Annotated in this window: 20 protein-coding genes and 1 pseudogene (1 of these 21 only partly in view); 8 read left to right on the top strand and 13 right to left on the bottom strand. The window is 71.6% G+C overall.

Going from position 1 to position 24,260, the window contains the following annotated elements; genetic code table 11:
* The first annotated feature begins 7 nt into the window (after positions 1–7).
* The 3 genes and pseudogenes from pulA (at position 8) to ACLZN2_RS13680 (ending at position 7,124) form a co-directional block, all read left to right on the top strand.
* Positions 8–5,368 carry a pullulanase-type alpha-1,6-glucosidase gene (gene pulA / locus ACLZN2_RS13690; protein WP_416978701.1) on the top strand — a complete coding sequence of 1,787 codons (5,361 nt, stop codon included), beginning with the start codon at positions 8–10 and terminating at the stop codon, positions 5,366–5,368.
* 98 nt (positions 5,369–5,466) lie between these two features.
* A pseudogene (locus ACLZN2_RS13685) lies at positions 5,467–6,726 on the top strand (PP2C family protein-serine/threonine phosphatase); the annotation flags it as partial.
* Positions 6,727–6,758: 32 nt separating this feature from the next.
* A complete protein-coding gene (locus tag ACLZN2_RS13680) occupies positions 6,759–7,124 on the top strand; it encodes a 5-carboxymethyl-2-hydroxymuconate Delta-isomerase (protein WP_416978700.1) in 366 nt (121 codons plus the stop codon).
* Positions 7,125–7,130: 6 nt separating this feature from the next.
* Here ACLZN2_RS13680 and ACLZN2_RS13675 read toward each other — a convergent pair whose 3' ends face one another.
* The 3 genes from ACLZN2_RS13675 to ACLZN2_RS13665 form a co-directional block, all read right to left on the bottom strand.
* Complete coding sequence (locus ACLZN2_RS13675; RefSeq protein ID WP_416978699.1) at positions 7,131–7,820, bottom strand: TetR/AcrR family transcriptional regulator; 690 nt, start codon at positions 7,818–7,820, stop codon at positions 7,131–7,133.
* Between the two features lie 80 nt (positions 7,821–7,900).
* Entirely contained in the window at positions 7,901–9,847 is a 1,947-nt protein-coding gene (locus ACLZN2_RS13670) for a hypothetical protein (RefSeq protein ID WP_416978698.1), read from the bottom strand.
* Positions 9,848–9,903: 56 nt separating this feature from the next.
* Positions 9,904–10,398: a tetratricopeptide repeat protein gene (locus tag ACLZN2_RS13665; protein WP_416978697.1), complete on the bottom strand. Its 495-nt coding sequence runs from the start codon at positions 10,396–10,398 to the stop codon at positions 9,904–9,906.
* Positions 10,399–10,496: 98 nt separating this feature from the next.
* Here ACLZN2_RS13665 and ACLZN2_RS13660 point away from each other — a divergent pair, with 98 nt between their 5' ends.
* Complete coding sequence (locus tag ACLZN2_RS13660; protein ID WP_416978696.1) at positions 10,497–10,946, top strand: hypothetical protein; 450 nt, start codon at positions 10,497–10,499, stop codon at positions 10,944–10,946.
* A gap of 90 nt (positions 10,947–11,036) precedes the next feature.
* Here ACLZN2_RS13660 and ACLZN2_RS13655 read toward each other — a convergent pair whose 3' ends face one another.
* The 6 genes from ACLZN2_RS13655 to ACLZN2_RS13630 all read right to left on the bottom strand — a co-directional run bounded on the left by ACLZN2_RS13655 (position 11,037) and on the right by ACLZN2_RS13630 (position 18,423).
* Complete coding sequence (locus ACLZN2_RS13655; protein WP_416978695.1) at positions 11,037–12,596, bottom strand: DUF1996 domain-containing protein; 1,560 nt, start codon at positions 12,594–12,596, stop codon at positions 11,037–11,039.
* Between the two features lie 248 nt (positions 12,597–12,844).
* Entirely contained in the window at positions 12,845–13,864 is a 1,020-nt protein-coding gene (locus ACLZN2_RS13650) for an NAD-dependent epimerase/dehydratase family protein (protein WP_416978694.1), read from the bottom strand.
* Between the two features lie 60 nt (positions 13,865–13,924).
* Positions 13,925–14,491, bottom strand: coding sequence for a winged helix-turn-helix domain-containing protein (locus ACLZN2_RS13645; protein WP_416978693.1), 567 nt, complete (start codon positions 14,489–14,491; stop codon positions 13,925–13,927).
* A 285-nt stretch (positions 14,492–14,776) separates the two neighbouring features.
* Positions 14,777–16,615: a hypothetical protein gene (locus ACLZN2_RS13640; protein ID WP_416978692.1), complete on the bottom strand. Its 1,839-nt coding sequence runs from the start codon at positions 16,613–16,615 to the stop codon at positions 14,777–14,779.
* 71 nt (positions 16,616–16,686) lie between these two features.
* Complete coding sequence (gene glnII / locus ACLZN2_RS13635) at positions 16,687–17,718, bottom strand: glutamine synthetase (RefSeq protein WP_416978691.1); 1,032 nt, start codon at positions 17,716–17,718, stop codon at positions 16,687–16,689.
* Between the two features lie 237 nt (positions 17,719–17,955).
* Complete coding sequence (locus tag ACLZN2_RS13630) at positions 17,956–18,423, bottom strand: MarR family winged helix-turn-helix transcriptional regulator (protein ID WP_416978690.1); 468 nt, start codon at positions 18,421–18,423, stop codon at positions 17,956–17,958.
* Between the two features lie 178 nt (positions 18,424–18,601).
* On the opposite strand from ACLZN2_RS13630, the gene ACLZN2_RS13625 reads away from it, so the two are divergent.
* A complete protein-coding gene (locus ACLZN2_RS13625; protein ID WP_416978689.1) occupies positions 18,602–19,456 on the top strand; it encodes an alpha/beta fold hydrolase in 855 nt (284 codons plus the stop codon).
* Between the two features lie 3 nt (positions 19,457–19,459).
* On the opposite strand, the gene ACLZN2_RS13620 is transcribed toward ACLZN2_RS13625, so the two are convergent.
* The 3 genes from ACLZN2_RS13620 to ACLZN2_RS13610 all read right to left on the bottom strand — a co-directional run bounded on the left by ACLZN2_RS13620 (position 19,460) and on the right by ACLZN2_RS13610 (position 21,579).
* Complete coding sequence (locus tag ACLZN2_RS13620; protein ID WP_416978688.1) at positions 19,460–20,149, bottom strand: hypothetical protein; 690 nt, start codon at positions 20,147–20,149, stop codon at positions 19,460–19,462.
* A 122-nt stretch (positions 20,150–20,271) separates the two neighbouring features.
* On the bottom strand, positions 20,272–21,153 hold the full coding sequence (locus ACLZN2_RS13615; RefSeq protein WP_416978687.1) for a hypothetical protein: 882 nt from the start codon (positions 21,151–21,153) through the stop codon (positions 20,272–20,274).
* Between the two features lie 66 nt (positions 21,154–21,219).
* Positions 21,220–21,579, bottom strand: coding sequence for an arsenate reductase family protein (locus tag ACLZN2_RS13610; RefSeq protein WP_416978686.1), 360 nt, complete (start codon positions 21,577–21,579; stop codon positions 21,220–21,222).
* A gap of 240 nt (positions 21,580–21,819) precedes the next feature.
* Between ACLZN2_RS13610 and ACLZN2_RS13605 the strand changes: the two genes are divergently transcribed.
* The 3 genes from ACLZN2_RS13605 to ACLZN2_RS13595 all read left to right on the top strand — a co-directional run bounded on the left by ACLZN2_RS13605 (position 21,820) and on the right by ACLZN2_RS13595 (position 24,072).
* Positions 21,820–22,134, top strand: coding sequence for a hypothetical protein (locus ACLZN2_RS13605; protein ID WP_403817473.1), 315 nt, complete (start codon positions 21,820–21,822; stop codon positions 22,132–22,134).
* A gap of 180 nt (positions 22,135–22,314) precedes the next feature.
* Positions 22,315–23,691, top strand: coding sequence for a DUF2252 domain-containing protein (locus ACLZN2_RS13600; protein ID WP_416978685.1), 1,377 nt, complete (start codon positions 22,315–22,317; stop codon positions 23,689–23,691).
* 114 nt (positions 23,692–23,805) lie between these two features.
* Positions 23,806–24,072 (top strand): hypothetical protein, encoded by a 267-nt coding sequence (locus tag ACLZN2_RS13595; RefSeq protein WP_416978684.1) that lies wholly within the window; start codon positions 23,806–23,808, stop codon positions 24,070–24,072.
* 63 nt (positions 24,073–24,135) lie between these two features.
* Here ACLZN2_RS13595 and pspAB read toward each other — a convergent pair whose 3' ends face one another.
* Positions 24,136–24,260 carry the 3' portion of a PspA-associated protein PspAB gene (gene pspAB, locus ACLZN2_RS13590; RefSeq protein ID WP_416978683.1) on the bottom strand. Its footprint extends 460 nt past the window's final position, so the window shows 125 of its 585 coding nt (coding positions 461–585); the start codon falls outside the window, past its right edge; the stop codon is at positions 24,136–24,138.

Genomic DNA, 24,260 nt, shown 5'->3' with positions numbered 1-24,260 from the left:
CACACCGGTGATACACGTCAGACGGGTCGCGGCCGTCACCGTCGCCGCCCTCGCCGCAGCCCTGGTGCAGCCGCTCGCGGCGCACGCCGCCTCCCCGCCCCCGCCGCCCTCCGACGCGAGGCTCGCCGCCGAGCCCGCCCGGCACGACGACACCCGCGAGCAGTTCTACTTCGTCCTGCCGGACCGATTCGCCAACGGGGACACCGCCAACGACCAGGGCGGTCTGACCGGTTCACGCCTGACCACCGGCTACGACCCCACCGACAAGGGCTTCTACCAGGGCGGCGACCTCAAGGGCCTGACCAAGAGGCTCGACTACATCAAGGGCCTCGGCACCACCGCCATCTGGATGGCCCCGATCTTCAAGAACCGTCCCGTGCAGGGGACGGGCGCCAACGCCTCCGCCGGTTATCACGGTTACTGGATCACGGACTTCACCCAGGTCGACCCGCACTTCGGCACGAACAAGGACCTCGAGACCCTCATCGCCAAGGCGCACGCCAAGGGCATGAAGGTGTTCTTCGACGTCATCACCAACCACACCGCCGACGTCGTCGACTACGAGGAGAAGTCCTACGGCTACCTCTCCAAGGGCGCCTTCCCCTATCTGACCAAGGACGGCGAGCCCTTCGACGACGCCGACTACGCGGCCGGTACGCAGGACTTCCCGGACGTCGACGCGGACTCCTTCCCGCGCACCCCGAAGGTCACCTCCGACGTCAAGGTCCCGTCCTGGCTCAACGACCCGACGATGTACCACAACCGGGGCGACTCCACCTACGCCGGCGAGTCCACGACCTACGGCGACTTCTCCGGCCTCGACGACCTGTGGACCGAGCGTCCCGAGGTCGTCGGCGGCATGGAGAGGATCTACCAGCGCTGGGTGCGGGACTTCGACATCGACGGCTTCCGGATCGACACCGTGAAGCACGTCAACATGGAGTTCTGGACCCAGTGGGCCACCGCGCTCGACGCGTACGCGGCCAGGCAGGGGCGGGACGACTTCTTCATGTTCGGCGAGGTCTACTCCGCCGACACGGACATCACGTCCCCGTACGTCACCCAGGGCCGCCTCGACGCCACACTCGACTTCCCCTTCCAGGAGGCGGCCCGCCAGTACGCCTCCCAGGGCGGCGGCGCGCAGACGCTGTCCAAGGTCTTCGGCGACGACTACAAGTACACGACTGACAAGGCCAACGCGTACGAGCAGGTCACCTTCCTCGGCAACCACGACATGGGCCGTATCGGGTACTTCCTGAACCAGGACAACCCGAAGGCCACCGACGCCGAACTGCTCGCCAAGGACAGGCTCGCCAACGAGCTGATGTTCCTCAGCCGCGGCAACCCGGTCGTCTACTACGGCGACGAGCAGGGCTTCACCGGCTCCGGCGGCGACAAGGACGCCCGTCAGACCATGTTCGCGTCCCGCACGGCCGACTACCTCGACGACGACGAGATCGGCACCGACCGCACCCACGCGAGCGACGCCTACGACACGAGCGCGCCCCTCTACCGGCAGATCGCGGCTCTCGCCAAGCTCCGCAAGGCCAACCCGGCCTTGACGGACGGCGTCCAGACCGAGCGGTACGCGGCCGACGGGGCCGGCGTCTATGCCGTCTCCCGCACCGACGCGAAGACGGGCACCGAGTACGTCGTCGCCTTCAACAACGCGGACACGGCGAAGACGGCGACCTTCGCCACGGGTTCTTCCCGGATGACCTTCCGTGGGATCTACGGCACAAAGGACACCGCGGCCTCCGGCGCCGACCGGAAGATCACCGTCACCGTCCCGGCCGGCTCCACGATCGTCCTCAGGGCCGCGGGCCCGCTCACCAGGCCCGCCACCAAGCCGACGATCACCCTCAAGGCCCCGGCGACCGGTGCCACCGGCACCGTCGAGCTCAGCGCGGACGTCGACGGCGGACAGCTCAACCGGGTCGTCTTCGCCGCGCAGGTCGGCAACGGCAAGTGGCGGACGCTCGGTTCCGCCGACCACGCCCCCTACAAGGTGACCCAGAGCATCGCCGAGGACGTACCGGCCGGAACGACCCTGCGCTACAAGGCCGTTGTCATCGACTCGGCGGGCCGCACGGCTTCAGCGACCGCCACAAGCACCACCGGCACCCCGCCCGCCGAGGAGATCCCCACCGCCTCCTCCCGCGACTATGCGGTCGTCCACTACCAGCGCCCCGACGGCGACTACGACGACTGGGGCCTGTACGCCTGGGGCGACCTGGCCGACGGCGAGTCGACGAACTGGCCGGACAGTCACCCCTTCGCCGGCCGTGACGCGTACGGCGCCTTCGCCTACGTCAAGCTGAAGCCCGGCGCCTCGAACATCGGCTTCCTCGTCATCGACAAGGACGGCGACAAGGACGTCTCCGCCGACCGCACGATCGACGTCACCCAGACCGGCGAGGTCTGGGTCGAGCAGGGCAAGACGGACGTCCTGACCGAGAAGCCGGACTACCCGGAGCAGGACAAGACCAAGGCGGTCATCCACTATCACCGGGCCGACGGCGACTACGACGGCTGGGGACTGCACGTCTGGACGGGCGCCGCGAACCCCACCGAGTGGTCCGACCCGCTGAAGCCGGTGAGGACCGATGCCTACGGCGCGGTCTTCGAGGTGCCGCTCACCGACGGGGCCACCAGCCTCAGCTACATCCTCCACAAGGGCGACGACAAGGACCTGCCCGCCGACCAGTCCCTCGACCTCACGGCGAACGGCCACGAGGTGTGGCTGCTGAACGGCCAGGAGAAGTACCTGCTCCCGCAGCCCGCCGGGTCCGCCGCCGCGCTCGACCTCACCACCTCCAAGGCGGTCTGGATCGACCGGAACACCCTCGCCTGGAACGGCTCCGAGGCCGCCGCCTCCACCCAGCTGCTGTACTCCCACAACGGCTCGATCACCGTCGACAACTCCACGCTGACCAGCGACGACGAGCGCTGGCTGCGGCTGACGAAGACCACGCTCACCGACGCGCAGAAGGCCAAGTTCCCGCATCTGAAGGACTACACGGCCTGGTCCGTCGACCCGCGTGACCGCGACCGCGTGCGTGAGGCGCTCAGCGGTCAGCTCGTCGCCTCCCAGCGGGCCGTGAACGGGGCGGTCCTGGTGGCGACGGGCGTACAGATCGCCGGAGTGCTGGACGATCTGTACCCCACCGCCACCAAGGCGGAGTTGGGCCCGACCTTCCACAACGGGCGCCCCACGCTGGCCGTCTGGGCGCCGACCGCGCAGAAGGTGTCCCTGGAGCTCGACGGCTCCCTCGTGCGGATGAGGCGTGACGCCGGCACCGGCGTCTGGTCCGTCACCGGCCCCAAGTCCTGGAAGGGCAAGGCGTATCGGTACGTCGTGAAGGTCTGGGCGCCCAGTGTCCGCGAGGTCGTCACCAACAAGGTCACCGACCCCTACTCGGTCGCCCTCACCGCGAACTCCGGGCGCAGCCTGATCGTCGACCTCGACGACAGGTCGCTGGCGCCGGGCGGCTGGTCCTCGTACACCAAGCCCCGGGCCGTGCCGCTGAAGGACGCCGAGATCCAGGAGCTGCACATCCGGGACTTCTCCGTCGCCGACAGCACGGCGCGCAACCCGGGCACCTACCTCGCCTTCGCCGACAAGGACAGCGACGGCTCCCGGCACCTGCGGCAGCTGGCGAAGGCGGGCACGTCGTACGTCCACCTCCTGCCCGCCTTCGACATCGCCACCATCCCCGAGACGAAGGCCGGCCAGGCCACCCCCGACTGCGATCTGGCCTCCTACGCGGCCGACTCCGACCAGCAGCAGGAGTGCGTGGCGAAGACCGCCGCGAAGGACGCCTACAACTGGGGCTACGACCCGTACCACTACACGGTCCCCGAGGGTTCGTACGCCACCGACCCGGACGGTGCCGGCCGTACGGTCGAGTTCCGCGAGATGGTCAAGTCCCTGAACGAGGACGGCCTCAGGGTCGTCATGGATGTCGTCTACAACCACACCGCGGCGAGCGGTCAGGCGGACACCTCCGTCCTGGACCGGATCGTCCCCGGCTACTACCAGCGCCTCCTCGCCGACGGAACGGTGGCCAACAGCACCTGCTGCGCCAACACCGCGACCGAGAACGCCATGATGGGCAAGCTGGTCGTGGACTCGATCGTCACCTGGGCCAGGGAGTACAAGGTCGACGGGTTCCGCTTCGACCTGATGGGCCACCACCCGAAGGCCAACATCCTGGCGGTCAGGAAGGCCCTGGACGCGCTGACCCTCGCCAGGGACGGCGTGGACGGCAAGAAGATCATCCTGTACGGCGAGGGCTGGAACTTCGGCGAGGTCGCCGACGACGCCCGGTTCACGCAGGCCACGCAGCAGAACATGGCCGGCACCGGCATCGCGACCTTCTCCGACCGGGCGCGGGACGCCGTACGCGGTGGCGGTCCCTTCGACTCCGACCCCGGTATCCAGGGCTTCGCGTCCGGCCTGTACACCGACCCCAACTCCTCCACGGCCAACGGCACGGAGGCCGAGCAGAGGGCCCGCCTGCTGCACTACCAGGACCTGATCAAGGTCGGACTGTCCGGGAACCTCGCCGCCTACCGGTTCACCGACACCGACGGCAAGGAGGTCACCGCCGCCGAGGTCGACTACAACGGGCAGCCCGCCGGATACGCGGACGCGCCCGGCGACGCCCTCGCCTACGCCGACGCGCACGACAACGAGTCCCTGTTCGACGCCCTCGCCTACAAGCTGCCGGCGTCGACCAGCGCCTCCGACCGGGCCCGCATGCAGGTCCTCGCGATGGCCACGGCCGCCCTCTCGCAGGGCCCGTCGCTCTCCCAGGCCGGCTCCGACCTGCTGCGCTCCAAGTCCCTGGACCGCAACTCCTACGACAGCGGCGACTGGTTCAACGCGATCCACTGGAACTGCGCCGACGGCAACGGCTTCGGCCGCGGGCTGCCCCCGGCCGCCGACAACGCCTCCAAGTGGACCTACGCCAAGCCCCTGTTGACGAGCGTCGAGGTGGGCTGCCCGCAGATCACCGCCGCCTCCGCCGCCTACCAGGACCTGCTGAGGATCCGTACGACAGAGAAGGCGTTCTCGCTCGGCACGGCCGCGCAGGTGCAGTCGGCGCTGTCCTTCCCGCTGTCCGGCACGGACGAGACGCCCGGTGTGATCACCATGGAGCTGGGCGACCTGGTCGTCGTCTTCAACGCGACCCCGGACGCGCAGCAGCAGCGGATCGTTTCTCTCGCCGGGAAGGACTACCGGCTGCACCCGGTGCAGGCATCGGGCGCGGACTCTACCGTCAAGACCGCCTCCTATGTGCGGGAATCGGGCACGTTCGCCGTTCCGGGTCGCACTGTCGCGGTATTCTCCCGGGTCTCCTGATACAGGGCTAGCCTGGTGGGGCGGTCCCGGCGCGGGGCCGCCCCACCACGTCGTTCCCCAGTCGTTCCCCAGTCGTTTCCGAGAGAGCCGGTAGTCAGACGGTGCCCGCCGATCCGCTGCAGCTGCAGTCCGTCGTACGGGCCGCCGTGCGCGGGGCGCGCCGCAGGGGCGACGCGGAGGCACGGGCACGCCGGCTGACGCTGCTCGCGGAGGCGACCGTCGCCGTGCAGACCGCGCGCTGCCCGGGCGAGCTGGCCGAGGCCGCCGCGGAGGGCGCCGCCCGGCTCGCCGGGGCGCCCGCGGTGGTCTTCGTGGTCGGCCCGGACGGCGGACTGCATCGGGGCACCTCCCCCGACCGCGGCACCCTCGGACTCCCGGACGCCGCCGCGCACGAGACGGTGGCCCGGCTGGTGTCCCGGGTCGCGGCGGGCCACGGCGGACAGCGGGGCGTGGTCGCACCGGCGACGGTGTGGCCGGCCGGGTTCTTCCGGCCGGGGCTGCGGGAGGCCGCCCGGCTGGTACCGGCCGTGGCCCCGGGCCGCCGTACGCCCGTCTGCGTGGCGGTCCCGGCCGCCGCGCCCGTCGTCGACGACGGACTGCTCTCCCGCCTCGCCCAGGTCACCGCACTCGCCGCCGAGCCGCTGCTGATGTACCAGGTCGAACGGCATGTCGCGCTCACCCTGCAGCACAGCTTCCTGCCCCGCCCGGAGCGGCCGCCCCGGCTGCCCGGCGTGGACCTGGTCGTGCGGTACGTGCCCGTGTCCCGGGAGACCGAGATCGGCGGCGACTTCTACGCGGCCGTGTCCACCGGCGGCCGGGTGCTCACCGCCGTCGGGGACGTCGTCGGGCACTCGCTGGAGGCCGCCACGGTGATGGTGGAGATCCGGCACGCGCTGCGCGCCTACTGCGTCGAGGACCCCGACCCGGCGGTGCTCGCCGCCCGGCTCGACCGGATGCTCCAGCACTACCACCCCGACGTCACGGCGACCGCCTGCCTGGCCCTGCTGGACCCCGCCACCGGGCGGCTGCGGGTGGCCAACGCCGGGCATATTCCGCCGCTGGTCGTCTCCGGCGCCGGAACCGCCGCGTACGTCGACGTGGACGGGCCGCTGCTCGGCCTCGGCCTGGAGCGTCCGGCCCCCGCCGAACTGGTGCTGGGCCCCGACGACCGGCTGCTCATGATCACCGACGGTCTGATCGAGACCCGCGGCACCGACCTCGGCGTCAGCCTGGAACGCCTGCGCACGGCCGCCGCGGACGCCCCGCCCGGCCTGGACGCCCTCTGCGACCTGCTGCTCCGCCGCTTCGGCCCCGACCAGGAGGACGACATCGCGATGCTGGCGCTGCGGTTAGGGTGACGTGACGCTGTCGTCCTGGAACAGGAGTGCTCATGCCGAACATCACCGTGGACTACTCGGCCGCCGTGACCCACGCCTTCGACCAGCAAGCCTTCGCGCAGGCCCTGCACACGTCGGTCGTCGAGATCGCGGCCGCCAAGCCGGAGGCGTGCAAGACACTGTTCCGCAAGGCCGACCTCACCGCGTACGGGTACGAGGACCCGCTGGAGTACCAGCACGCGATCGTCCACGTCACCCTCGGCCTGCTCGCCGGCCGCACCGACGAGACCAAGGCGAAGCTGACCGAGGCGGTCCTGGAGCTGCTGCGCGAGCACATCGAGGACGAGGGGATCACGTTGCACGCCTCCGCCGAGGTCCGCGACCTGGACCCGTCGTACCGCAAGTTCGAGCGGGAGTAGTGGCCGCTACGACGCCAGCGCGATGAGCCGGGCCGCCAGGTTTCCGAAGGGGCCGTCGGCCGGCTCGCCGGCCAGCATGGGGTGCAGCAGGGTGCGCATCTCCTCGTCGTAGGCCGCGCTGACCGCGGTGAGCGCGGCGAAGTCGTGCACGAGCTGCACCTCCAGTTCCGCGCGCGGGATGCGCCGCCCGTCCAGCCAGATCAGCGCGGTCGACTCGGCGAGCGAGATCCAGGACCGCACCACCAGCTCCAGCCGGGGCGGCGGATCGGTGATGCCCAGGTGGGACAGGATCTGCTCGTAGGCGGCCTGGCGTACGGAGTCGATCAGCGCGTTGGTCGTGGACGAGCCGACGGCCGGGCCGCCGCGCATGAGGGCGGAGAAACCCGGGCCGTGCTCGTCGACGAAGTCGAAGTAGCGGCGCATCACCCGCAGCAGCCGTGCGCCGAGCGGCCCTTCGGCGGGTTCGACGAAGCGGGCGGCGAGATCCTGCGAGGCCCGTTTCAACGCGGCCTCGTACAGGCTGAGTTTGCCGGGGAAGTAGTGGTAGACGAGGGGGCGCGAGATACCGGCGGCGGCCGCTATCTCGTCGATGGAGACCTCGTCGGGCGAGCGCTGGGCGAACAGGTCGAGGGCGACGCCGATCAACTGCTGCCGACGCTCCTCGACTCCCATTCTTCGACGAACCCCGGTAGTCATGCGCACACCTTACCGACCGAATCCGGCCTCGAACGGACCGGATCGGCCTAGGTCGTTCACATATCGAGCGCCGGCCGTGATCAGTTGAGCCCGTTGACCGACCGTCCGTTCGCCAGCGTGCCCTTCAGATCCGCCTTCGCTCCCTTCCTCGCCGCCGCGGTGAGCAGATTGCCCGGTGCGGAGTCCCGCACGCCGCCGGTCGCCCGGACGTCGCGCGTCCCGGAGTCACCGGCCGCGAGGAGATACCAGTGGCCACCCCGCGACTTCCACAGCACCCCGGCGAGCACATGCGGATCACGCGGCCCGCACGCCGGGACGTCCCCGGCTTTCGCCACGGCAGCCCCGAACAGCCCGCCCGGCGTACGGAACTGAGCCAGCACCCGGCTTCCGTCACCGCGCCAGGTCTCCGCCCGGGTGCACACCCATTCCGCCGAGCCGCTCCCGTCGGGCAGCACCTGACGCGCGTACGACCAGGCGTTGACCGTCCGCACGCCCTGCCCGCGCACATCGGCCAGCGAGCAGGCGTACGGCGCCCAGGTGCCGAGGGCCTCCGCTCCCGTGGCCTCCTTCGGCGCGGTGGGCCGGCCGCCGGTGAGCCGGGCGGGGACCAACTCGCCGAGGTCGGTGAGGAGATGGGTGCCGGAGGCGTCGGTGAGCTGCAGGACGTTCCAGCCGGTGCAGGTGCCGGTCCGGGTCGCGGGGCTGGCCAGTGGTGAGGTGATGCCGTCGGTGAGTGTCAGGGCCATCACCCCGGCGCCCGGCTTGCCGAGGTCCCGCTCGCCCGCCGCGGTCACCCAGGGCGCCGTCAGCCAGCGGACGTTGCCGTCGGCCCGGTCCAGGACGATCGCGGACGCCTCGGCGCCGGTCGCGCCGTCGACCCGCGCGAAGTCCAGGGCGGCCCCGGCCGTGCCGTCCTTCGGCTCGGCGTAACGGGCGACGCGCAGACCGTCGTAGAAGATCACCACGCGTGCGTTGCCGACGTCACCCGCGTACAGGAGCTGGGGCGGGCCGGACGGGCCGCCGGCGGGGGTGTCGGGGGTCGCCGAGACCTGGACCGTGGCGCCGGGGCGGGCCCAGACGGCGAGCGCGCGGCGCAACAACGCGCTGTCGCGGACCAGGGCGCCGCGGGCCGGCCAGACGGAGAAGTCGGTGCGCGCGGACGTCTTCCAGGCGACGGGGGAGACCCGCAGCAGCCGGCCCGGGTCGAGCGCGGCCTCGGCGGCCGGGTTCCGCGCGTACAGCGGCGCGGCCGCGCCGTCCGGGCCCCAGCCGTCGCCGGGCAGGGCGACCAGCGCGCCGCACACCGCGAGAGCGGCGACCGCGGCGAGCGCGGCCCGGGTGTGCCGACGGCGCTGCATCAGATCGGTGGGCCGGGCCTGCAGCGAGCAGGGGTCGAACTCGGGGGAGTCGAGCAGGGCGTACCGGGCGGGGACCGCGTCGGCCTCGGCCAGCGCCGCGTCGGTGTCCTCGACGCGGGCCTCGGCGAGGACCTTGCGCACCTCGGCGTCGGACAGCTGCTCCAGACCGCGCAGCACATAGACGGCGCGGGCCGGGCCGGTCAGGGCGGACAGCCGCTGGGCCAGGGCGAGTTCGTCGGCGCCGCCGGAGCGCGGGAACAGCCTGAGGCCCCGCACCTGCGGGAGCAGCGGCGGCAGTTGCGCCCGCTTCGGCCACGCCCGGCGCAGGAGCGGCAGGCCCGCCTCCAGCGCCGTACGCACCACCTGGAGGCGGATGTAGGCGTATCCGGGGTCGCCGTCGCCGTCGCCGTCGCCGTCGCGGCCGCCGGCCTGGGCCGGGATCACGGGGGCCATGGTGCGGCCGCGGGGCAGGGCGCGCTGGACGAGGGCGTGGGCGGTCAGGACCCGGCGGCCCCGGCCGAGTCCCGGCGGCAGCACCAGGTAGGCGAGCCGGACGAGACGCGGATAGTGCTCGACGAGCGCGGCCTCGGCCTGCTCGACGTCGACGGCCCCGTCGGTGACGGAACCGGGGGCGGGTGCGGGGCTCGGGGCGACATCCTGTGACTGCACGCACAGCGCAACGAGCGGGGCGGTCGATGGTCACCGCCGTACGGGGTGCGCCCGCCCTACTGCTCGACGAGCGCCCGCGCGTAGTTCGCCATCGACCGCTGGTAGCGCGGCAGATGCGGGGCGAGCGCGCCGAGGACGAGTGACAGGCCCTCGCGGTCGCGGCCGAGGCTCGACAGACACAGGGCGAGTGTGGCGCGTACGGCGTCGTCCAGCTCGTCGGAAGGGGCGTCCAGTTCGGGCGTGAGCAGCTCGACACCCTCCTCGGCCTGGCCGGTGTTGCGTAGGGAGCTGGAGAGCTGGATCTTGGCCCGGCGGGCCTGGTAGCCGGTCAGCCCCAGCGCGAGCGCCTCACGGTAGAGCGGTACGGCACGGTCGCTGTGGCCGGTGGAGTCCCAGGCGCAGGCGCGCTCGAAGGGGCGCAAGGGGCTGTTCTCGGGCAGTTCGGCGACGAGTTGGTCGATCACGGCCCGGAAGTCGGCGGCCCGCGCCTGCGGATAGTGGTCGAAGGTGGCCCAGGCGGCCGTCACGCGCGCTTCCCAGTCGTGGTTCACCGGCCCACTCTCGCACGCGTGTGCCAGGTCGGCACCGTATTTTGAGCGGACCGTACGCGGGAGCCGTATCCAGGACGAGGCTCACGCAGGGAGGACTGATGAAGGTGACCCGACCGATCCTCGCGGCGGCGACCGCCGCGGCGGCGCTGGTGCTGGCGGGGTGCGCGTCCAGCAGCTCGGGGAAGGCCGAGGTGGCCGTGCCCACGGCGGCGACCGGCAGCCTGGAGCACCTGGCCGCCGAGGTGGACTGCAAGCCCAACATGCAGACCGACGCCGACGAACTCCGCCAGGCCATCTGCAAGACCTCCGCGGGCAAGTTCCTGCTGCTGACCTTCGCCACCGACCGTGGCCAGCGTGAGTGGCTCAACGGCGCCAAGGACTACGGCGGCCACTATCTGGTCGGCCGCAAGTGGGTCGCCGTGGGCGAGGAGACCAGCGTCGTGACGACGCTGCGCAAGACGCTCGGCGGTGACATCGAGGAGGGCACGGACCACTCCGCGCACGAGTCGGGCGAGGCGTCGAGCAGCGCGACGCACTCCGGTCACTGACTCATCACACAAGAAGGCCGGCGGTGAGGAATCCTCACCGCCGGCCTTCTCAGTTGCCGGTCTTCTCAGCCAGCGCCTACTGGCTACTGATTACTGGCACTTCTTGCCGGTGTTGATGCAGTTGACCATCTGGTTCATCGTGTTCGCGGAGAAGAAGTTGATGAAGTCGTTGTGGTCGGTGATCGGCTTGTGCAGGTTCTCCGGGAAGGAGTCCACCGCGTACGCGTTCGTCACGACGCCGTTCTGGATCTTCGGCTGCGGAACGTTGTAGACCAGCCGGACCTGGAGCTGCGGGATCGCCTTGAAGCCGTTGGCGCAGGAGCCGTCCGCCTGGGCGAAGGCCACGTGCGTACGGTGGTTGGCGGAGTCGATGTTCTGACCGTCCCAGCAGCTCTGGAAGTTGGTCGTACGCACCACCTGGCTGCCCTGCGGGCAGATCGGGTACTGGGTCTCCAGCTGCACCTTGTTCTCGAAGCCGGTGCAGGACCAGTTCACGTTGGCGTTGGCGTTGCCGTTGACGAAGGCCTTCGCGTCACCGGTGATGATGCGCAGGGCCGTCGGCATCGCGACGACGTTGCCCTTCTTGTTGCCGACGAACTTCAGCTGCGCCTGGGCGGGCTGAAGGATCTTGCCGACGTTGCCTTCCTTGCCACCGCCGTCGTTGTTCTGGTCGAAGTCCTGCGAACCGTCCTGGACGCGGAGCACCGGCCAGAAGTAGGACGACTTGTCGCCCTGGTTCTGGCAGCTGGTCTGGGCCGCCGCCAGCTCCTGGTCGCTCGCGAACGCGTCGTTGGACTGGTTGCCGACGTAGTCGTGCAGGTGGTGGGCACCGTTGGAGACACCGGGGGCCACGATCACGTTGTCCGTGTTGTGGTTGTCGTTGCCGTTGGTGCCGCACTTGGTGGTGAAGGTGCCGCGCGAACCCGAGTTGCCGTTCGCGGCGAGACCGTTCTGGCCCACACCCAGCTGCGCGTTGGCCTGGACCTTCGTGATGTCCACGAAGTCGGCCGCGGTCGGGCCGTTGCCGCCCTGGCCGTTGGCGCCGGCCTGCTGCTGGCCGCCGTTCTGCTGGCCGCCGTTCTGGTTGTTGTTCTGGCCGCCGTTCTGCTGGTTGCCGCCGTTCTGCTGCTGGCCGCCGTTCTGCTGGTTGCCACCCTGGCCGGCGTTGGTCTGCGCCGCCTGCGTGGTGCAGGCCGCGAGCTGGCTGAGCTGGGTGTTGAACTGGCCGCCGACGCGCTGGATGTCGATGCGGATCCGGTCGATCGTGGCAGCCCGCTTCTCCTTGAGGGGGCCGACGATCGCGTTCTGCACGAACCCGGAGTCGTTCGCCTGCGCCTGACGAGTGGAGGCGAGCCGGGCGTAGGCCTCGGTGATCTGCTTGTCGAGGTTCGCCAGCTCGGTGGCGACGCCCTGCTTGGCCTTCTCCGGCACGTTCGTCAGCTTCTGCCCCACGTCCGGGCAGGAAATGGTGGCGACCTGCGCTGCCGCGGTGGCGGCCTTGGTCGTGTTCTGACCCGAGCTGTTCGACTCGTGCGCCGAAGCGTAGAAGTTCGCCCAGATCAGCCCGCCCCCGCCGAGCGCTAGGGCCGCCGATGCTGCCACGGCCTTCGTGGCCATCGACGAACGGCGTTTACGAATGTTGCGTCCCATGGAACTCCTCTGACTTCCTTGGCGGGGTCGCATCGAGGCGCCCGACAGGAGTGAAGCTGCTCCCTCCTTTACGCATCCCGTCCCAGAGGTGTTCAGCGGTCTCAGAAATTGATGAGAGGTCCGTACGACAAACCGTCCCCAACGCCCCCACATTTCACGCTAGTTGAACACCTGCCGGTCCCGGCCCGGAAGGACCGGCACCGCCGGTAACCTGCGGTTGTCGTCGTCCGGGACCTCCAAACCGGGCCTCAGGAAAATATTCTGGCCAGCACCCTCGCCTCCACCTCCGGGTCCAGCCCCTTCACCGCGCGGTCGGAGCGATGCGGTGCAGTGCCGCCGATCGACCGCAGCCAGGCCCAGGTGTCGGCGACGGTCTCCTCGACCGGACGGCAGGACAGCCCCGTCGCCACCGCCCGTGAGACGTCGGCGGCGTGCAGGGCGTCGTGCAGGTCGGTGCCCGGCGGCACCCACACCGGCAGCTGCACCCAGGGCTCGATGCCCGCGGCGAGGACGATCTCCGGTGCGGCCCAGCGTAGTTGGGCATCGGAGCCGGTGGCGTGCACACAGGCGTCGAGGAACTCGCCCATGGTGGTGTGTCCTTGGGGGCTCATCAGGTTGTACGGCCCGCTCAGCTCACGCTCGACCGCCCCGAGGATCCACGCGGCGAGGTCGCGGGCGTCGACGTACTGCAGGGGAAGGTCCCGGGGCCCGGGGGCGAGGACCGGGCCGCCGCGCGCGATCCGGTCCAGCCACCACGGCAGCCGGCCGACGTTCTCGTACGGGCCGAGGATCAGCCCGGCCCGTACGAGAACGGAGTCCTCCGCGCCGAAGGCGTCGACGGCGGCCAGCTCGCCGCCCCGCTTGTCGCGGTAGTAGTCGGTCGAGTCGGCGTCGGGCGCGGCGCCCTCGACCACGGGCGCGTCCTCCGTGTACCCGGCGGGCGGGGCCCAGGTGTACACCGAGCAGCTCGACACGTACACGTACCGGCCGGCGCGGCCCCGCAGCAGCCGCGCCGCCTCGTGCACCGGGCGCGGCGCCGACGACCAGGTGTCCACGACGGCGTCCCATTCCCCCGCGTGGTCCCCGTCGTGCGCGCCGAGGGCGTCCAGCCCGCCGGGCGCGGTGCGGTCACCGGTCAGCGCCCGCACTCCGGGGGCGGGGATGTGCCGCCCCCGGTTCAGGACGGTCACGTCCCAGCCGCGTCCGAGGGCCGCCTCCACGACGGCCCGTCCCACGAACTCCGTACCACCCAGCACCAGAAGTCTCATGCCGGTGACTGTGCCCGGCCGGGTCGCGGGAGGGAACCGCCGTCTGCTCAGGGCAGAGCGTCAACGGCCGGCCGGCGGTGTGTACTTGTAGCCGACGCGGCGCACCGTCTGGATGGTGCCGCGGTGCTCGGCGCCCAGCTTGCGGCGCAGCCGGGCGACATGGACGTCGACCGTACGACCGTCACCGACATGGCCGTACCCCCACACCGTGGTGACGAGCTGGTCGCGCGTGTGCACCCGGTTCGGATGCGCCACGAGGTGGGCGAGCAGCTCGAACTCCAGGTAGGTGAGGTCGAGTTCACGCCCGTCCACCTCGGCGGTGCGCCGTACGGTGTCGACGCGCACGAGCGGGTTGCCCGGGCCGGTCTCCGTCGCCGGAACCGGGACCGGCGGGAACGGCTGCCGCTGGTCCGCCGGGATCAGCACGAGGTAGCCGACCATCGCGGGCCGGCCGGGCAGGTCGGGCAGACTGTGCTGCGGGGCGGGCAGCCAGGTGGCGCCGGGCGGCAGGAGGTCCGCCACGTCGGCCACCTCGTCGGGGCCGACGGCCCGCAGCCGGTGCCGGGGGGTGTTCTGGACGACGGGGGTGGTGAGCGTGGCGGTGGGGAGGGAACGGGTGGTCGCCATGAGAGGTCAGCTCTTTCGCGCGAGAGGTTCGTCGGAAGGGACGTACGGTGTCTCGCGTCGGCCGAAGGCCGGGGTGTACGGCGTTAGAGGGCCGGCGCGTTCTTCGCGCGGCAACACACCCGGTCGTAGTCGTGGTGCTGACGGGAAGGCCAGAAGGGCTCGAGGTCATGGCGACCCGTCGCGGTGTACTTCTGGAAGCCGGCCATGACCCCATTGAAGCAGACACCCGCCCGTGACAGGAGCCCTCTCTCACTGCTCGGACGGTTCTCCCGCGGGAAGTTGACGTCAGTCGACCACCCGGGCCGTGGCGAGCAGCCTGCGGACGGCGGACCTGAGCACATAGTCCGGGTGCAGGGCGTCTCCGTACATGAGGTCCCGGAAGGCCCGCTGCGGGGCCTCGGCGCCGCGTCGCAACGGCTCCACGGCGAAGCGGGGGAGGAGCCCCATCTCGGTCAGTGTCACCACGGGCTCGGTGAAGGCCGCGTTCGGCCGCTCCCACTTGACCGCCTGCCGGGCCAGCGGTTCGGCGGTGCCCTCGGTCCGGCCGGCGATGAGCCAGACGGCGCGCGCCGCCGTGGCCCGGACACCGGCCGGTGCCGTGGGTGCCAGCATCGGTTCGATGAGCGGCAGCAGCGGGGCGGCGGCGGTGCCGAGTCTGGCCGCGAGGATCGTCGCCCAGGACGAGTTCGGCGCGGCGTTCATGTCCTGCCGGAGGAGGGACAGCGCCGGCTCGGGGTCCCCGCTCACCGGCCAGAGCGCCACCGCGGCCTCCGCCGACACCGTGGAGTGGACGCCCTCGGCCACGCAGACCCGCAGCGCCCGCTCGCCCACGTCACCCGCGTCGCGGCCCAGAGCGGCCAGCACGGCGATCGCGGCCGGCGGGTACCCGGTGCGGTGGCGGGTCAGCAGCCCGGCGAGCTGCTCGACGGCCTCCGCCGCCACCCCGGGGAACCGGGTCAGCACCTTGACCAGCTCCGAGTGGCCCTCGCCCAGCCGCTCTGCCACCGCCCGCGCGACGGGCAGCGCCTCGGCGCCGAACTCGTCGGCCACCGCGGCGACAGCCCGGCAGCTGTCGTAGGCACCGGGCGCCTCCTCGACCAGCCGCACCGCCTCCTCGACCGCCTCCGGCACCCGCGCGCGTGCCAGCACGGTGACCGCCGCCGCCCGCAGCGCCGGGTTCTCGTCGGCGAGGAACGGCAGCACATGCTCCCGCACGGCCCCGTGCAGCTCCGCCGGCAGCGCGCAGGTCAGCCGCGCCAGGCGGTAGAGGTGCCGGGTATCGGCCTCCGTCTCGCGCAGCGCCCAGGGGAACACATCGGTCTCGCGGTCCCGCCAGCGCTCGGTGATCTCGAAGGCGAGCGGTATGCCCCCGCCCAGCGCCCGCAGCGCGGCTTGGGGGTCCTCCAGAAGCCGTCCGGTGAACGGCCGGTAGGGCTCCGGCCAGCGGGAGACCTCCTGCGCCTCCGGCTCCTGCGCCTCCCGCGGCTCGGCGGTGTACGCCCGTGCGCAGGCGTCGACCAGTGTGTCCGGCAGGGGCAGCTCGGCGGTGCGCAGCAGGTCCTCGGCGGCGGCGAGCGCGACCCGGGGCTCGGGGTCGGCCAGCAGACCGTGCCGCCAGGCGCCGTCGCCCGTGTCCAGCAGGCCGAGCGCCGTCACGATCCTGGCGCGCACCATGGGGTCGGTCTCCTCGGCCAGCCGCCCGCGCAGCACGGACGGCAGTGGCAGGTCGCTCTCCCGGCCGCACGCGGCGATCAGTTGCACCATCGCCCCGCGTACGGCCGTGTCGGCGTGCTCGACCAGGGGCAGCAGGGACGGCATCGCCACCGCCACGGCCCGCCGGCACCGCTCCTGTTCGTCGGACGGCCCGGCCCAGTTCACGAGGTCACCGAGCAGCCGTAGGAGGGGGGCCCGGTGGCCGGGCCCCGACACGGCGAGCCGGGCCAGCTGCGGCACCGCGGGTGAGGTGCGCACGTTGTCCCGGTGGCACAGGAGGGAGCCCAGCCAGGCCATCGCCCTTCTGCGCACCGCCTCGTCGGTGGACTCCATCGCCCGCAGCAGCCCGGGTACGTCACCCGCCGAGCCGTACGCGTGCACCCACGCCGTCGAGTCGTTCTCGGTCCCCATGAGGGCGCACGATACGCAGAAGGGACGCCCACCAGAACGGTGGGCGCCCCTTCAGGGAGCTGCGGGACGGATCAGACCTGGCCGGCCTTCTCCAGCGCGGAGCAGCAGGTGTCCACGATCAGGCGGGTCACCAGGTACGGGTCGACGTTGGCGTTCGGACGGCGGTCCTCGATGTAGCCCTTGCCGTCCACCTCGACCTGCCACGGGATACGGACCGAGGCGCCACGGTTGGAGACACCGTAGGAGTACTCGTTCCACGGGGCGGTCTCGTGCAGACCGGTCAGGCGGTCGTCGATGCCGGCGCCGTAGTTCTTGACGTGCTCGAGCGGCTTGGAGCCCTCACCGAGCGACTCGCACGCGGTGATGATCGCGTCGTAGCCCTCGCGCATCGCCTTGGTGGAGAAGTTGGTGTGCGCGCCGGCGCCGTTCCAGTCGCCCTTGACCGGCTTCGGGTCCAGGGTGGCGGAGACGCCGAAGTCCTCGGCGGTGCGGTAGAGCAGCCAGCGGGCGACCCACAGCTGGTCCGCGACCTCGAGCGGGGCGAGCGGGCCGACCTGGAACTCCCACTGGCCGGGCATGACCTCGGCGTTGATGCCGGAGATGCCGAGACCGGCGGCCAGGCAGTTCTCCAGGTGGGCCTCGACGACCTCACGGCCGAAGATCTCGTCGGCGCCGACACCGCAGTAGTAGCCGCCCTGCGGGGCCGGGAAGCCGCCCTTGGGGAAGCCCAGCGGGTAGCCGTCCTGGAAGAACGTGTACTCCTGCTCGATGCCGAAGATCGGCTCCTGCGCGGCGAACTTGGTGGCGACCTCGGTGAGCGCGGCACGGGTGTTGGACTCGTGCGGCGTCATGTCGATGTTGAGGACCTCGCACAGGACGAGGATGTCGTCGCCGCCGCGGATCGGGTCGGGGCAGGTGAAGACCGGCTTGAGGACGCGGTCCGAGGCGTGGCCCTCGGCCTGGTTCGTGGAGGACCCGTCGAAGCCCCAGATCGGCAGCGCGTCCAGACCGACGGGCTCACCCGTGATGATCTTCGTCTTGGAACGGAGCTTCGCCGTCGGCTGGGTGCCGTCGATCCAGATGTACTCAGCCTTGAAGGTCACGGGCCACTTCCTCCGGGGTGTGTCTGACGCACTTGCGGGTGCTTTGACGCTGCGGCGCTGCGGCACTGGGGCGCCGTCGGTGTTGACCGGCAGCTTGTCAACAGGCGATTTCCCGGTCATTGCTCAAATGTGAACCCCGTGTTACCTGGTGGTTCTGTGGCACGGCTCACGGTGTGAGGCACGACGGCTCACCCTGTGAGACACGCCGCGGCGGGCACGCCGGCCGTCACCCCGCCGTCATCCGGCCTCCTCCGCCGCCCTGCGCACCCCCTCCAGGAACCCCCGGATCGCGGCCCGCTCCCGCTCGTCGTACTCCCGCAGCAGCTCCACCACCCGGCCGATGAGCGGGCCGAAGAACGCCTGGCCCAGGGCGACCGCGCGTTCGTCCACCTCGATGACGACCTTGCGGCGGTCGGTGGCGCCGCGCACCCGGCGGACATGCCCGGCCCGCTCCAGCCGGTCCACCAGGGCCGTGGCCCCCGCCGAGTTCAGCCCGAGCGCGGCCCCGAGCCGCCCCGCCGTCATCTCCTCGGCCGCCCGTCGCGCGTCCATGAGGACGATCAGGGCCCGTACGTCCGTCGGGTGCATACCGTTGCGGCTCGCGAACCGCGCGCTGTGCAGCCCGAGCCCGACGGCCACCGCGCGCAGCAGATGGACGGTCTCCAGCTCGCTTTCCGGTTCCGGTTCCTGTTCCTTCGTCGGCATGCCGCCCCCTTGCGGTTTTCGTCTCGCCCGCCAAGTATCTTGCTGAGCGAGATAATAGTGGGGCAAGGCGCAGCTGCGGGCAGTCGTGCCGCTGGGGCGATGGGGGTCCCCCCGCTCGAGCGAAGCCGAGAGTGGGGGAGGGTGGGCGCAGCGGCACCCTGCAAAACAGGGGGAGCGCATGGGCACATACGACGACGGAGCCTTCCAGGCCGCCTACGACAAGGTCATGGCCAAGTGGCCCGCAGACCGGGAGGCGGTCACCGTCCCCACGCCGTTCGGCGGGACGTACGTCAATGTCTGCGGCCCGCGCGACGCGCCCCCGCTGCTGCTCCTGCCCGGGGGCGGCGGCGCGACCTCGGCTTCCTGGTTCGCGCAGGCGGCCGACCTCGCCCGGGTCCGGCGGGTGTACGCCGTCGACCTGGTCGGGGCCGCGGGACGTACCGAAGCGCGCGGGGTGCGGACCGTGGGAGACCTGGGGGACTGGCTGGACGCGGTGCTGGCGGGGCTGGGGATCGAGCCGACGGCGCCCGTGGACCTGGGCGGACACTCCTACGGCGCGTGGATCGCCCTGCATCACGCCCTGCGCGCCCCCGATCGTGTAAGCCGTCTGTTCCTCCTCGACCCGACCCAGTGCTTCGCCGGGTTCGAGACGGCGTATCTGCTGCGCGCCCTGCCGATGCTGCTGCGGCCCACCCCACGCCGGGTGTGGGCCTTCCTGGACTGGGAGAGCGGGGGAGCGGGCCTCGACCCCGACTGGCTGCGGCTCCAGGAGACGGCCGCCGGCTTCCCCGCGGGACGGCCGGTGACCGGTCCGCGCCCGACACCGGAGGCGCTGCGGGGTCTGCGTGCGCGGGTCCTGCTGTTCGTGGCCGCGAACAGCAGGACCCATGACCCGTGCGAAGTGGCGGCCCGGGCGGACGAGTGGCTGCCGCACGTGGAGACCGTCGTCCTGCCGGACGTGTCCCACCATCAGCTGCCGGTCGCCGCGCCCTCCGGAATGGGCCGCCGCCTCATCTCGTTTCTCGGCGTCTGAACCTCACCCCACCTTCTCGATGACGGCCCGGCGGATCAGGAACTTGCCGGGCTCACGGACCTGCTCGAAGGCCGCGTTGTTCAGCAGCGCACAGCTGCCGGAGACCGAGGTCACCTCGACGGTGATGGACTTGTTGTTGTCCAGGTTGGTGACCTTCAGCTTCGTACCCGCCGGGAACTGGTTGCTGGACGCCGCCGGGGCGCCGGCCTCGCCGGAGAGGGTGACGGTCGAGCCGTTGCAGACCTGCTGACCGGAGGCGGCGGCACCGCCGTTGCCCGTGTTCCCGTTGCCGGCTGCGGGGGTCGAGGCCGCCTGCGAAGGCTGGGCCGGCTGGGTCTGCTGGGTGGGCTGCGTCGACTGGGAGTCCTGAGCCGACTCCCCAACGACGCACCCCGACGCCTGCTGCTGGACCTTGATCTGCGCGATGACCGCCTCGCGGTTGGCGATCCGGGCCGCCGACTGCGCGTCCGGAGTGGCCCGTTGGCCGTCGATGAACTTCTGGTTGTTGCCGAGGGCGGTGGCGAGCCCCTGACAGACCGTCGAGTTCGCGGCGGACAGCGTCTGCGCCTTCTGGGGCGTCTGCGAGGCGTTCGAGCTGCTCGCCATGGCGAAGGCACCACCGCCCGCCACCGCCGCCGCGCTGACGAGCAGCGCGATCTTCTTCTTCGTGCCGAAGGTTCTCCTGCGCGACATGCGCGCCTCCTGAAAGAGGTAGGGGAGCGTACGCCGCTATGTACGAGATCCCGAACGAAGTTACTCAGGGGTCGCAGGAGTCGGCTGGAGTGGCGCGCGTCACACTCCGGCTCGGGGGCGGCTCAGCGGTTCCCCGCCCTCCCCTCCTCGTACGCCACGACCGTGTCGTTGACGTGCCGGAGCAACCCCTCGGTCTGGGCGGTGAGTTCGGCCTCCGGGGTCTCCTTGCCGTCGCCCCACTGCCCGCTCGCGAACACCACCGAGCGGACCGTCATCACCCGGCGGAAGACCCCGGCCGAACCCGGCGGCACGGTCGGCAGTCCCGCCTCCGGGGGCGGGTCGAGGGAGATGACCTGGTACGTCACCGGGTCCATCGAGGCCATCATGAACACCCGCGAGGCGTCCTCGACCCGCGCGAAGCTCAGCACGGTGACCGTGATCTGCGAGAGCCGGTCGACGTCCGTGAACAGGGCCGCCGTCAGCCGGGAGCACTCCCCGCCCTGTTCGATCAGGTGGGCCAGCTCCGGGGACATGCCCCGGGCGCAGTCGGTGGTGGTGGCCAGGTCCACGCGGGAGTACCGGGAACCGTCCGAGAGCCGGACGCTCGTGGCGGGGAACGCCTGCTCCGGCCGGATCACCGGTCGGGCGAGCAGGGAGGGGAGGGAACTGGGCGCGTCGGAGGGGAGGGTGACGTCGACGGAGGGAACGCCCGGAGTCGAGGTGTCCGAGACGGCCGTGCCCGAGGCCGCCGAGGGCCGCTCGTCGTCGCCGCCCCCGACCATCGCCGCACCGGCCGCGATCGCACCGACGAGCACGACAGCCACCCCGGCACCCACCGCCCGCCGCGTCCGCCGACGCCCCGGCTGGGCGTACGGGCCGGGTTGGACGTACGGGCCGGGTTGGACGTACGGGACCTGCTGGGCGTATGGCGCCTGGGCGTACGGGGGCTGCTGGGCGTACGGCCCCTGCTGCGCGTGCGGGTTTCCTTGATCACCGGAGGTCATGGCCGCGGAGGGTAACAGCGGTACGCGCCCCGACTCCCGCCACCGGACGAACCGCTGCCCAGCCGACTAACGGGACAGAGCGTCCCGTACGGCCTCGTCCGTGCGCGCCACCACGGCCGTACCGTCCTCGGCGGTGATGATCGGCCGCTGGATCAGCCGGGGATGCCCGGCGAGCGCCGCGATCCAGCGCTCGCGCGACGCGGAGTCCCGCGCCCACTCCTTCAGCCCCAGCTCCTTGGCCTCGGCCTCCTGGGTCCGAGTGATGTCCCACGGTTCGAGCCCGAGCCGGTCCAGTACGTCCCTGATCTCGTCCTCGCTCGGCACGTCCTCCAGATAACGGCGGACGGTGTAGTCGGCGCCCTCGGCGTCGAGCAGCGTCAGCGCGCTGCGGCACTTCGAGCAGGCCGGGTTGATCCAGATCTCCATGGCTCCCACGGTAGTGGCCCTTGGGAGAGGCGCCCGGAGCCGTGGCTCTGTTCGAATACATGGCGCCTCGCGCGTACCTCTTGAACCTGCTGTGACACAGCGCCAATTTCGTTGCCCACCTGGGCATTTGCCTGGCTGTGCGCCCTCCTGATTGTCAGTGGGGGGCCGTAGAATGGATGCAGTGTTCGAGAGTTCCGCCGGAGATTCCGGTGGGGTTCCGACCGCGACAGGAGGATGCCCGTGCCCGCTGCCGCACTGAAGCCGAAGCCGTTGCCGACCCAGTCCACCGCGAAGCGATCCGTTCAGCTCGACCTGCCCTATGTGCCCGTGGCCAAGCGGCCGTTGCCGGCCGGACGGCCCCGGGAGTGGTACGTGGCGCACAACCGCCGGCTCAAGGCGATGCGCCTCGCCATAGCGCTGCTCGACCTCGGCGTCTACCTGCCTAACCAGGCCCGCAACGAGAAGATCCGCAGCACGGCGGAGCTGATCGGTGTCCACCCGCCGTCGGACACGACGTGCCACATGGTCAGGGCGTTCCTGCGCTACAACCGCTGAGCGGGATGCCGGGTGCCGTCCGCGCGGACGGCACCCGGCGCGTCCCCTGGCCCCGCCCCGCGTGTCACCCGTTCGCCGGATTCGGCGTGCACACCTCCGCCACCCGTCCTTGACTGCGAACAAGGGCTTGACGGCGGTGCGTTCGAGGCGGGAGGCCGGCGTGATGCGGAGACGAGGCGGATGAGCACCCCCGGGGCTCCCGGCGCATCCGGCGCACCCGGCTCCCCCGAGGAGCGGGCCCGGCGTGGCAAGGAGGCCCGTAAGCGCGCCCCCCGGTCCTCGCACGCCGGCTGGCTGCCGCCGGTCGACCGGGCCGATCCCGTCGCCGTACTGGAACGGCAGGGCAGGGACCGGCTGACCGAACTGCTGCCCGTACGCTACGGCCGGATGGCCGCCTCGCCCTTCGCCTTCCTGCGCGGCGGCGCCGCCGTGATGGCCGCCGACCTGGCCGGCCGGCCGCACACCGGACTGACCGTCCAGCTCTGCGGCGACGCCCATCTGCTCAACTTCGGGCTGTACGCCTCCCCCGAGCGGGCGCTGCTGTTCGATCTGAACGACTTCGACGAGACGTTCCCCGGGCCCTTCGAATGGGACGTGCAACGGCTCGCCGCCTCCGTCGCCGTGGCCGCCCGCGAGAACGGCCACGCCGAGCCCAGGGCACGCACCGCCACCGTGGAGGCCGTCGCCGCCTACCGCAACGCGATGCTGAGGCTGGCCAGGCTCGGCGAGCTGGCCGTCTGGTACGAGCACATCGACGCCGAGCGGCTGCTGCCCCTGCTGCGCTCCGCCCGCCACCGCCGGCGCGCCGAGGCCAGCCTCACCCGGGCCCGCCGCCGCACCAGCCTCCAGGCCCTCGGCAAACTCACCGAAGTCGTCGACGGACGCCACCGCATCATCCACGACCCGCCGCTCCTCGAACCCGCCGGTGTCTCCGACTCCGCCGCCCTGCGCAAGATCTTCAGCGACTACCGTTCCACCCTCTCCGAGGAGCGTCGGCTGCTCCTCGACCGCTACCGCTACGTCGACGCCGCCCGCAAGGTCGTCGGCGTCGGCAGCGTCGGCCTGCGCTGCTTCATCGTGCTGCTCAACGGGCGCGACGCCGACGACCCGCTGTTCCTGCAGATCAAGGAGGCCCGCGCCTCCGTCCTGGAGGCCCATCTGCCGACCGGGCCGTACGCCCACCCCGGCCACCGGGTCGTCGCCGGACAGCGCCTTCTCCAGGCCGCAAGCGACATCTTCCTCGGCTGGATGACCGGCCCCCAGGGCCGCGCCTACTACTGGCGCCGGCTGCGCGACATGAAGGGCTCCGCCGACGTCGCCGGCATGACCCCCACCGACCTCACGGCGTACGCCCGGCTCTGCGGTACCGCCCTGGCCCGCGCCCACGCCCGCTCCGGCGACCGGATCGCCATCGCCGGATACCTCGGCTCCGGCGACACCTTCGACCACGCGATCGCCGACTTCGCCCAGGCCTACGCCGACCAGACCACCGCCGACCACGCGGCGTTGCGCGCGGCGATCGCGGCGGGGGTGATCACCGCGGCACCCGACGTGTGAGGACCGGCACCGCGTCCCGTGCGGAAACGGCCCGTGCGGAAACGGCCCGTGCGGAAACGTCCCGTGGGGAAAAGGAGATGCACGGTGAGTGACCGTCTCCCTACGCTGGACGACATGGGCACCATAGTCATCACCGGGACCTTCGTCCTGGTCGTCCTGGGATTCGGAAACCCCCTCTACTGGCTCGCCGCCGTGGCCCTGCTCTACGTCTACGTCCAGTACGGCCGAGGCGCGACCTCCTCGTCGACCTCGTCGACCTCGTCCACCTCGTCCTCCACCCCGGCCCCGGGCCCCGCCCCGACCACCTACAAGGCCTACCGGGCCCGCCGAGACCTCCAGACCAAGTGGGAACGCCGCTACGAACGCGAGCGCGGCAAGTAGGACCGGCCGGTTCACGGTCCAGCCGGTTCATGGACCGACCGGTGCACGGTCCGGCCGCCCTGATCACAGGCCGGGCGCCCCCCACACCGGGAACCAGCGGCCCAGATCCTGCTCGATCCGCAGATCGTTCGTCAGGGCCGCCTTCACCTGGAGTTCGAGCCCGTTGTCGCGGGGGGGGCCCCCCCCCC

The organism is Streptomyces sp. T028 (genome assembly GCF_048159505.1).
GTDB lineage: Bacteria > Actinomycetota > Actinomycetes > Streptomycetales > Streptomycetaceae > Streptomyces.
Note: the sequence above shows the minus strand (reverse complement) of the source record. Positions and strands in the feature narration are given on the sequence as shown.

What these genes read in the sequence shown, in the direction of transcription:
- ACLZN2_RS13675 (WP_416978699.1), bottom strand. Translation starts at nt 7,820, where the DNA reads ATGACTACCGGGGTTCGTCGAAGAATGGGAGTCGAGGAGCGTCGGCAG.
- ACLZN2_RS13620 (WP_416978688.1), bottom strand. Translation starts at nt 20,149, where the DNA reads ATGTCGCGCAGGAGAACCTTCGGCACGAAGAAGAAGATCGCGCTGCTC.
- ACLZN2_RS13610 (WP_416978686.1), bottom strand. Translation starts at nt 21,579, where the DNA reads ATGGAGATCTGGATCAACCCGGCCTGCTCGAAGTGCCGCAGCGCGCTG.
- ACLZN2_RS13640 (WP_416978692.1), bottom strand. Translation starts at nt 16,615, where the DNA reads ATGGGGACCGAGAACGACTCGACGGCGTGGGTGCACGCGTACGGCTCG.
- ACLZN2_RS13615 (WP_416978687.1), bottom strand. Translation starts at nt 21,153, where the DNA reads ATGACCTCCGGTGATCAAGGAAACCCGCACGCGCAGCAGGGGCCGTAC.
- ACLZN2_RS13625 (WP_416978689.1), top strand. Translation starts at nt 18,602, where the DNA reads ATGGGCACATACGACGACGGAGCCTTCCAGGCCGCCTACGACAAGGTC.
- ACLZN2_RS13650 (WP_416978694.1), bottom strand. Translation starts at nt 13,864, where the DNA reads ATGAGACTTCTGGTGCTGGGTGGTACGGAGTTCGTGGGACGGGCCGTC.
- ACLZN2_RS13655 (WP_416978695.1), bottom strand. Translation starts at nt 12,596, where the DNA reads ATGGGACGCAACATTCGTAAACGCCGTTCGTCGATGGCCACGAAGGCC.
- ACLZN2_RS13630 (WP_416978690.1), bottom strand. Translation starts at nt 18,423, where the DNA reads ATGCCGACGAAGGAACAGGAACCGGAACCGGAAAGCGAGCTGGAGACC.
- ACLZN2_RS13645 (WP_416978693.1), bottom strand. Translation starts at nt 14,491, where the DNA reads ATGGCGACCACCCGTTCCCTCCCCACCGCCACGCTCACCACCCCCGTC.
- ACLZN2_RS13600 (WP_416978685.1), top strand. Translation starts at nt 22,315, where the DNA reads ATGAGCACCCCCGGGGCTCCCGGCGCATCCGGCGCACCCGGCTCCCCC.
- ACLZN2_RS13680 (WP_416978700.1), top strand. Translation starts at nt 6,759, where the DNA reads ATGCCGAACATCACCGTGGACTACTCGGCCGCCGTGACCCACGCCTTC.
- ACLZN2_RS13660 (WP_416978696.1), top strand. Translation starts at nt 10,497, where the DNA reads ATGAAGGTGACCCGACCGATCCTCGCGGCGGCGACCGCCGCGGCGGCG.
- ACLZN2_RS13595 (WP_416978684.1), top strand. Translation starts at nt 23,806, where the DNA reads ATGGGCACCATAGTCATCACCGGGACCTTCGTCCTGGTCGTCCTGGGA.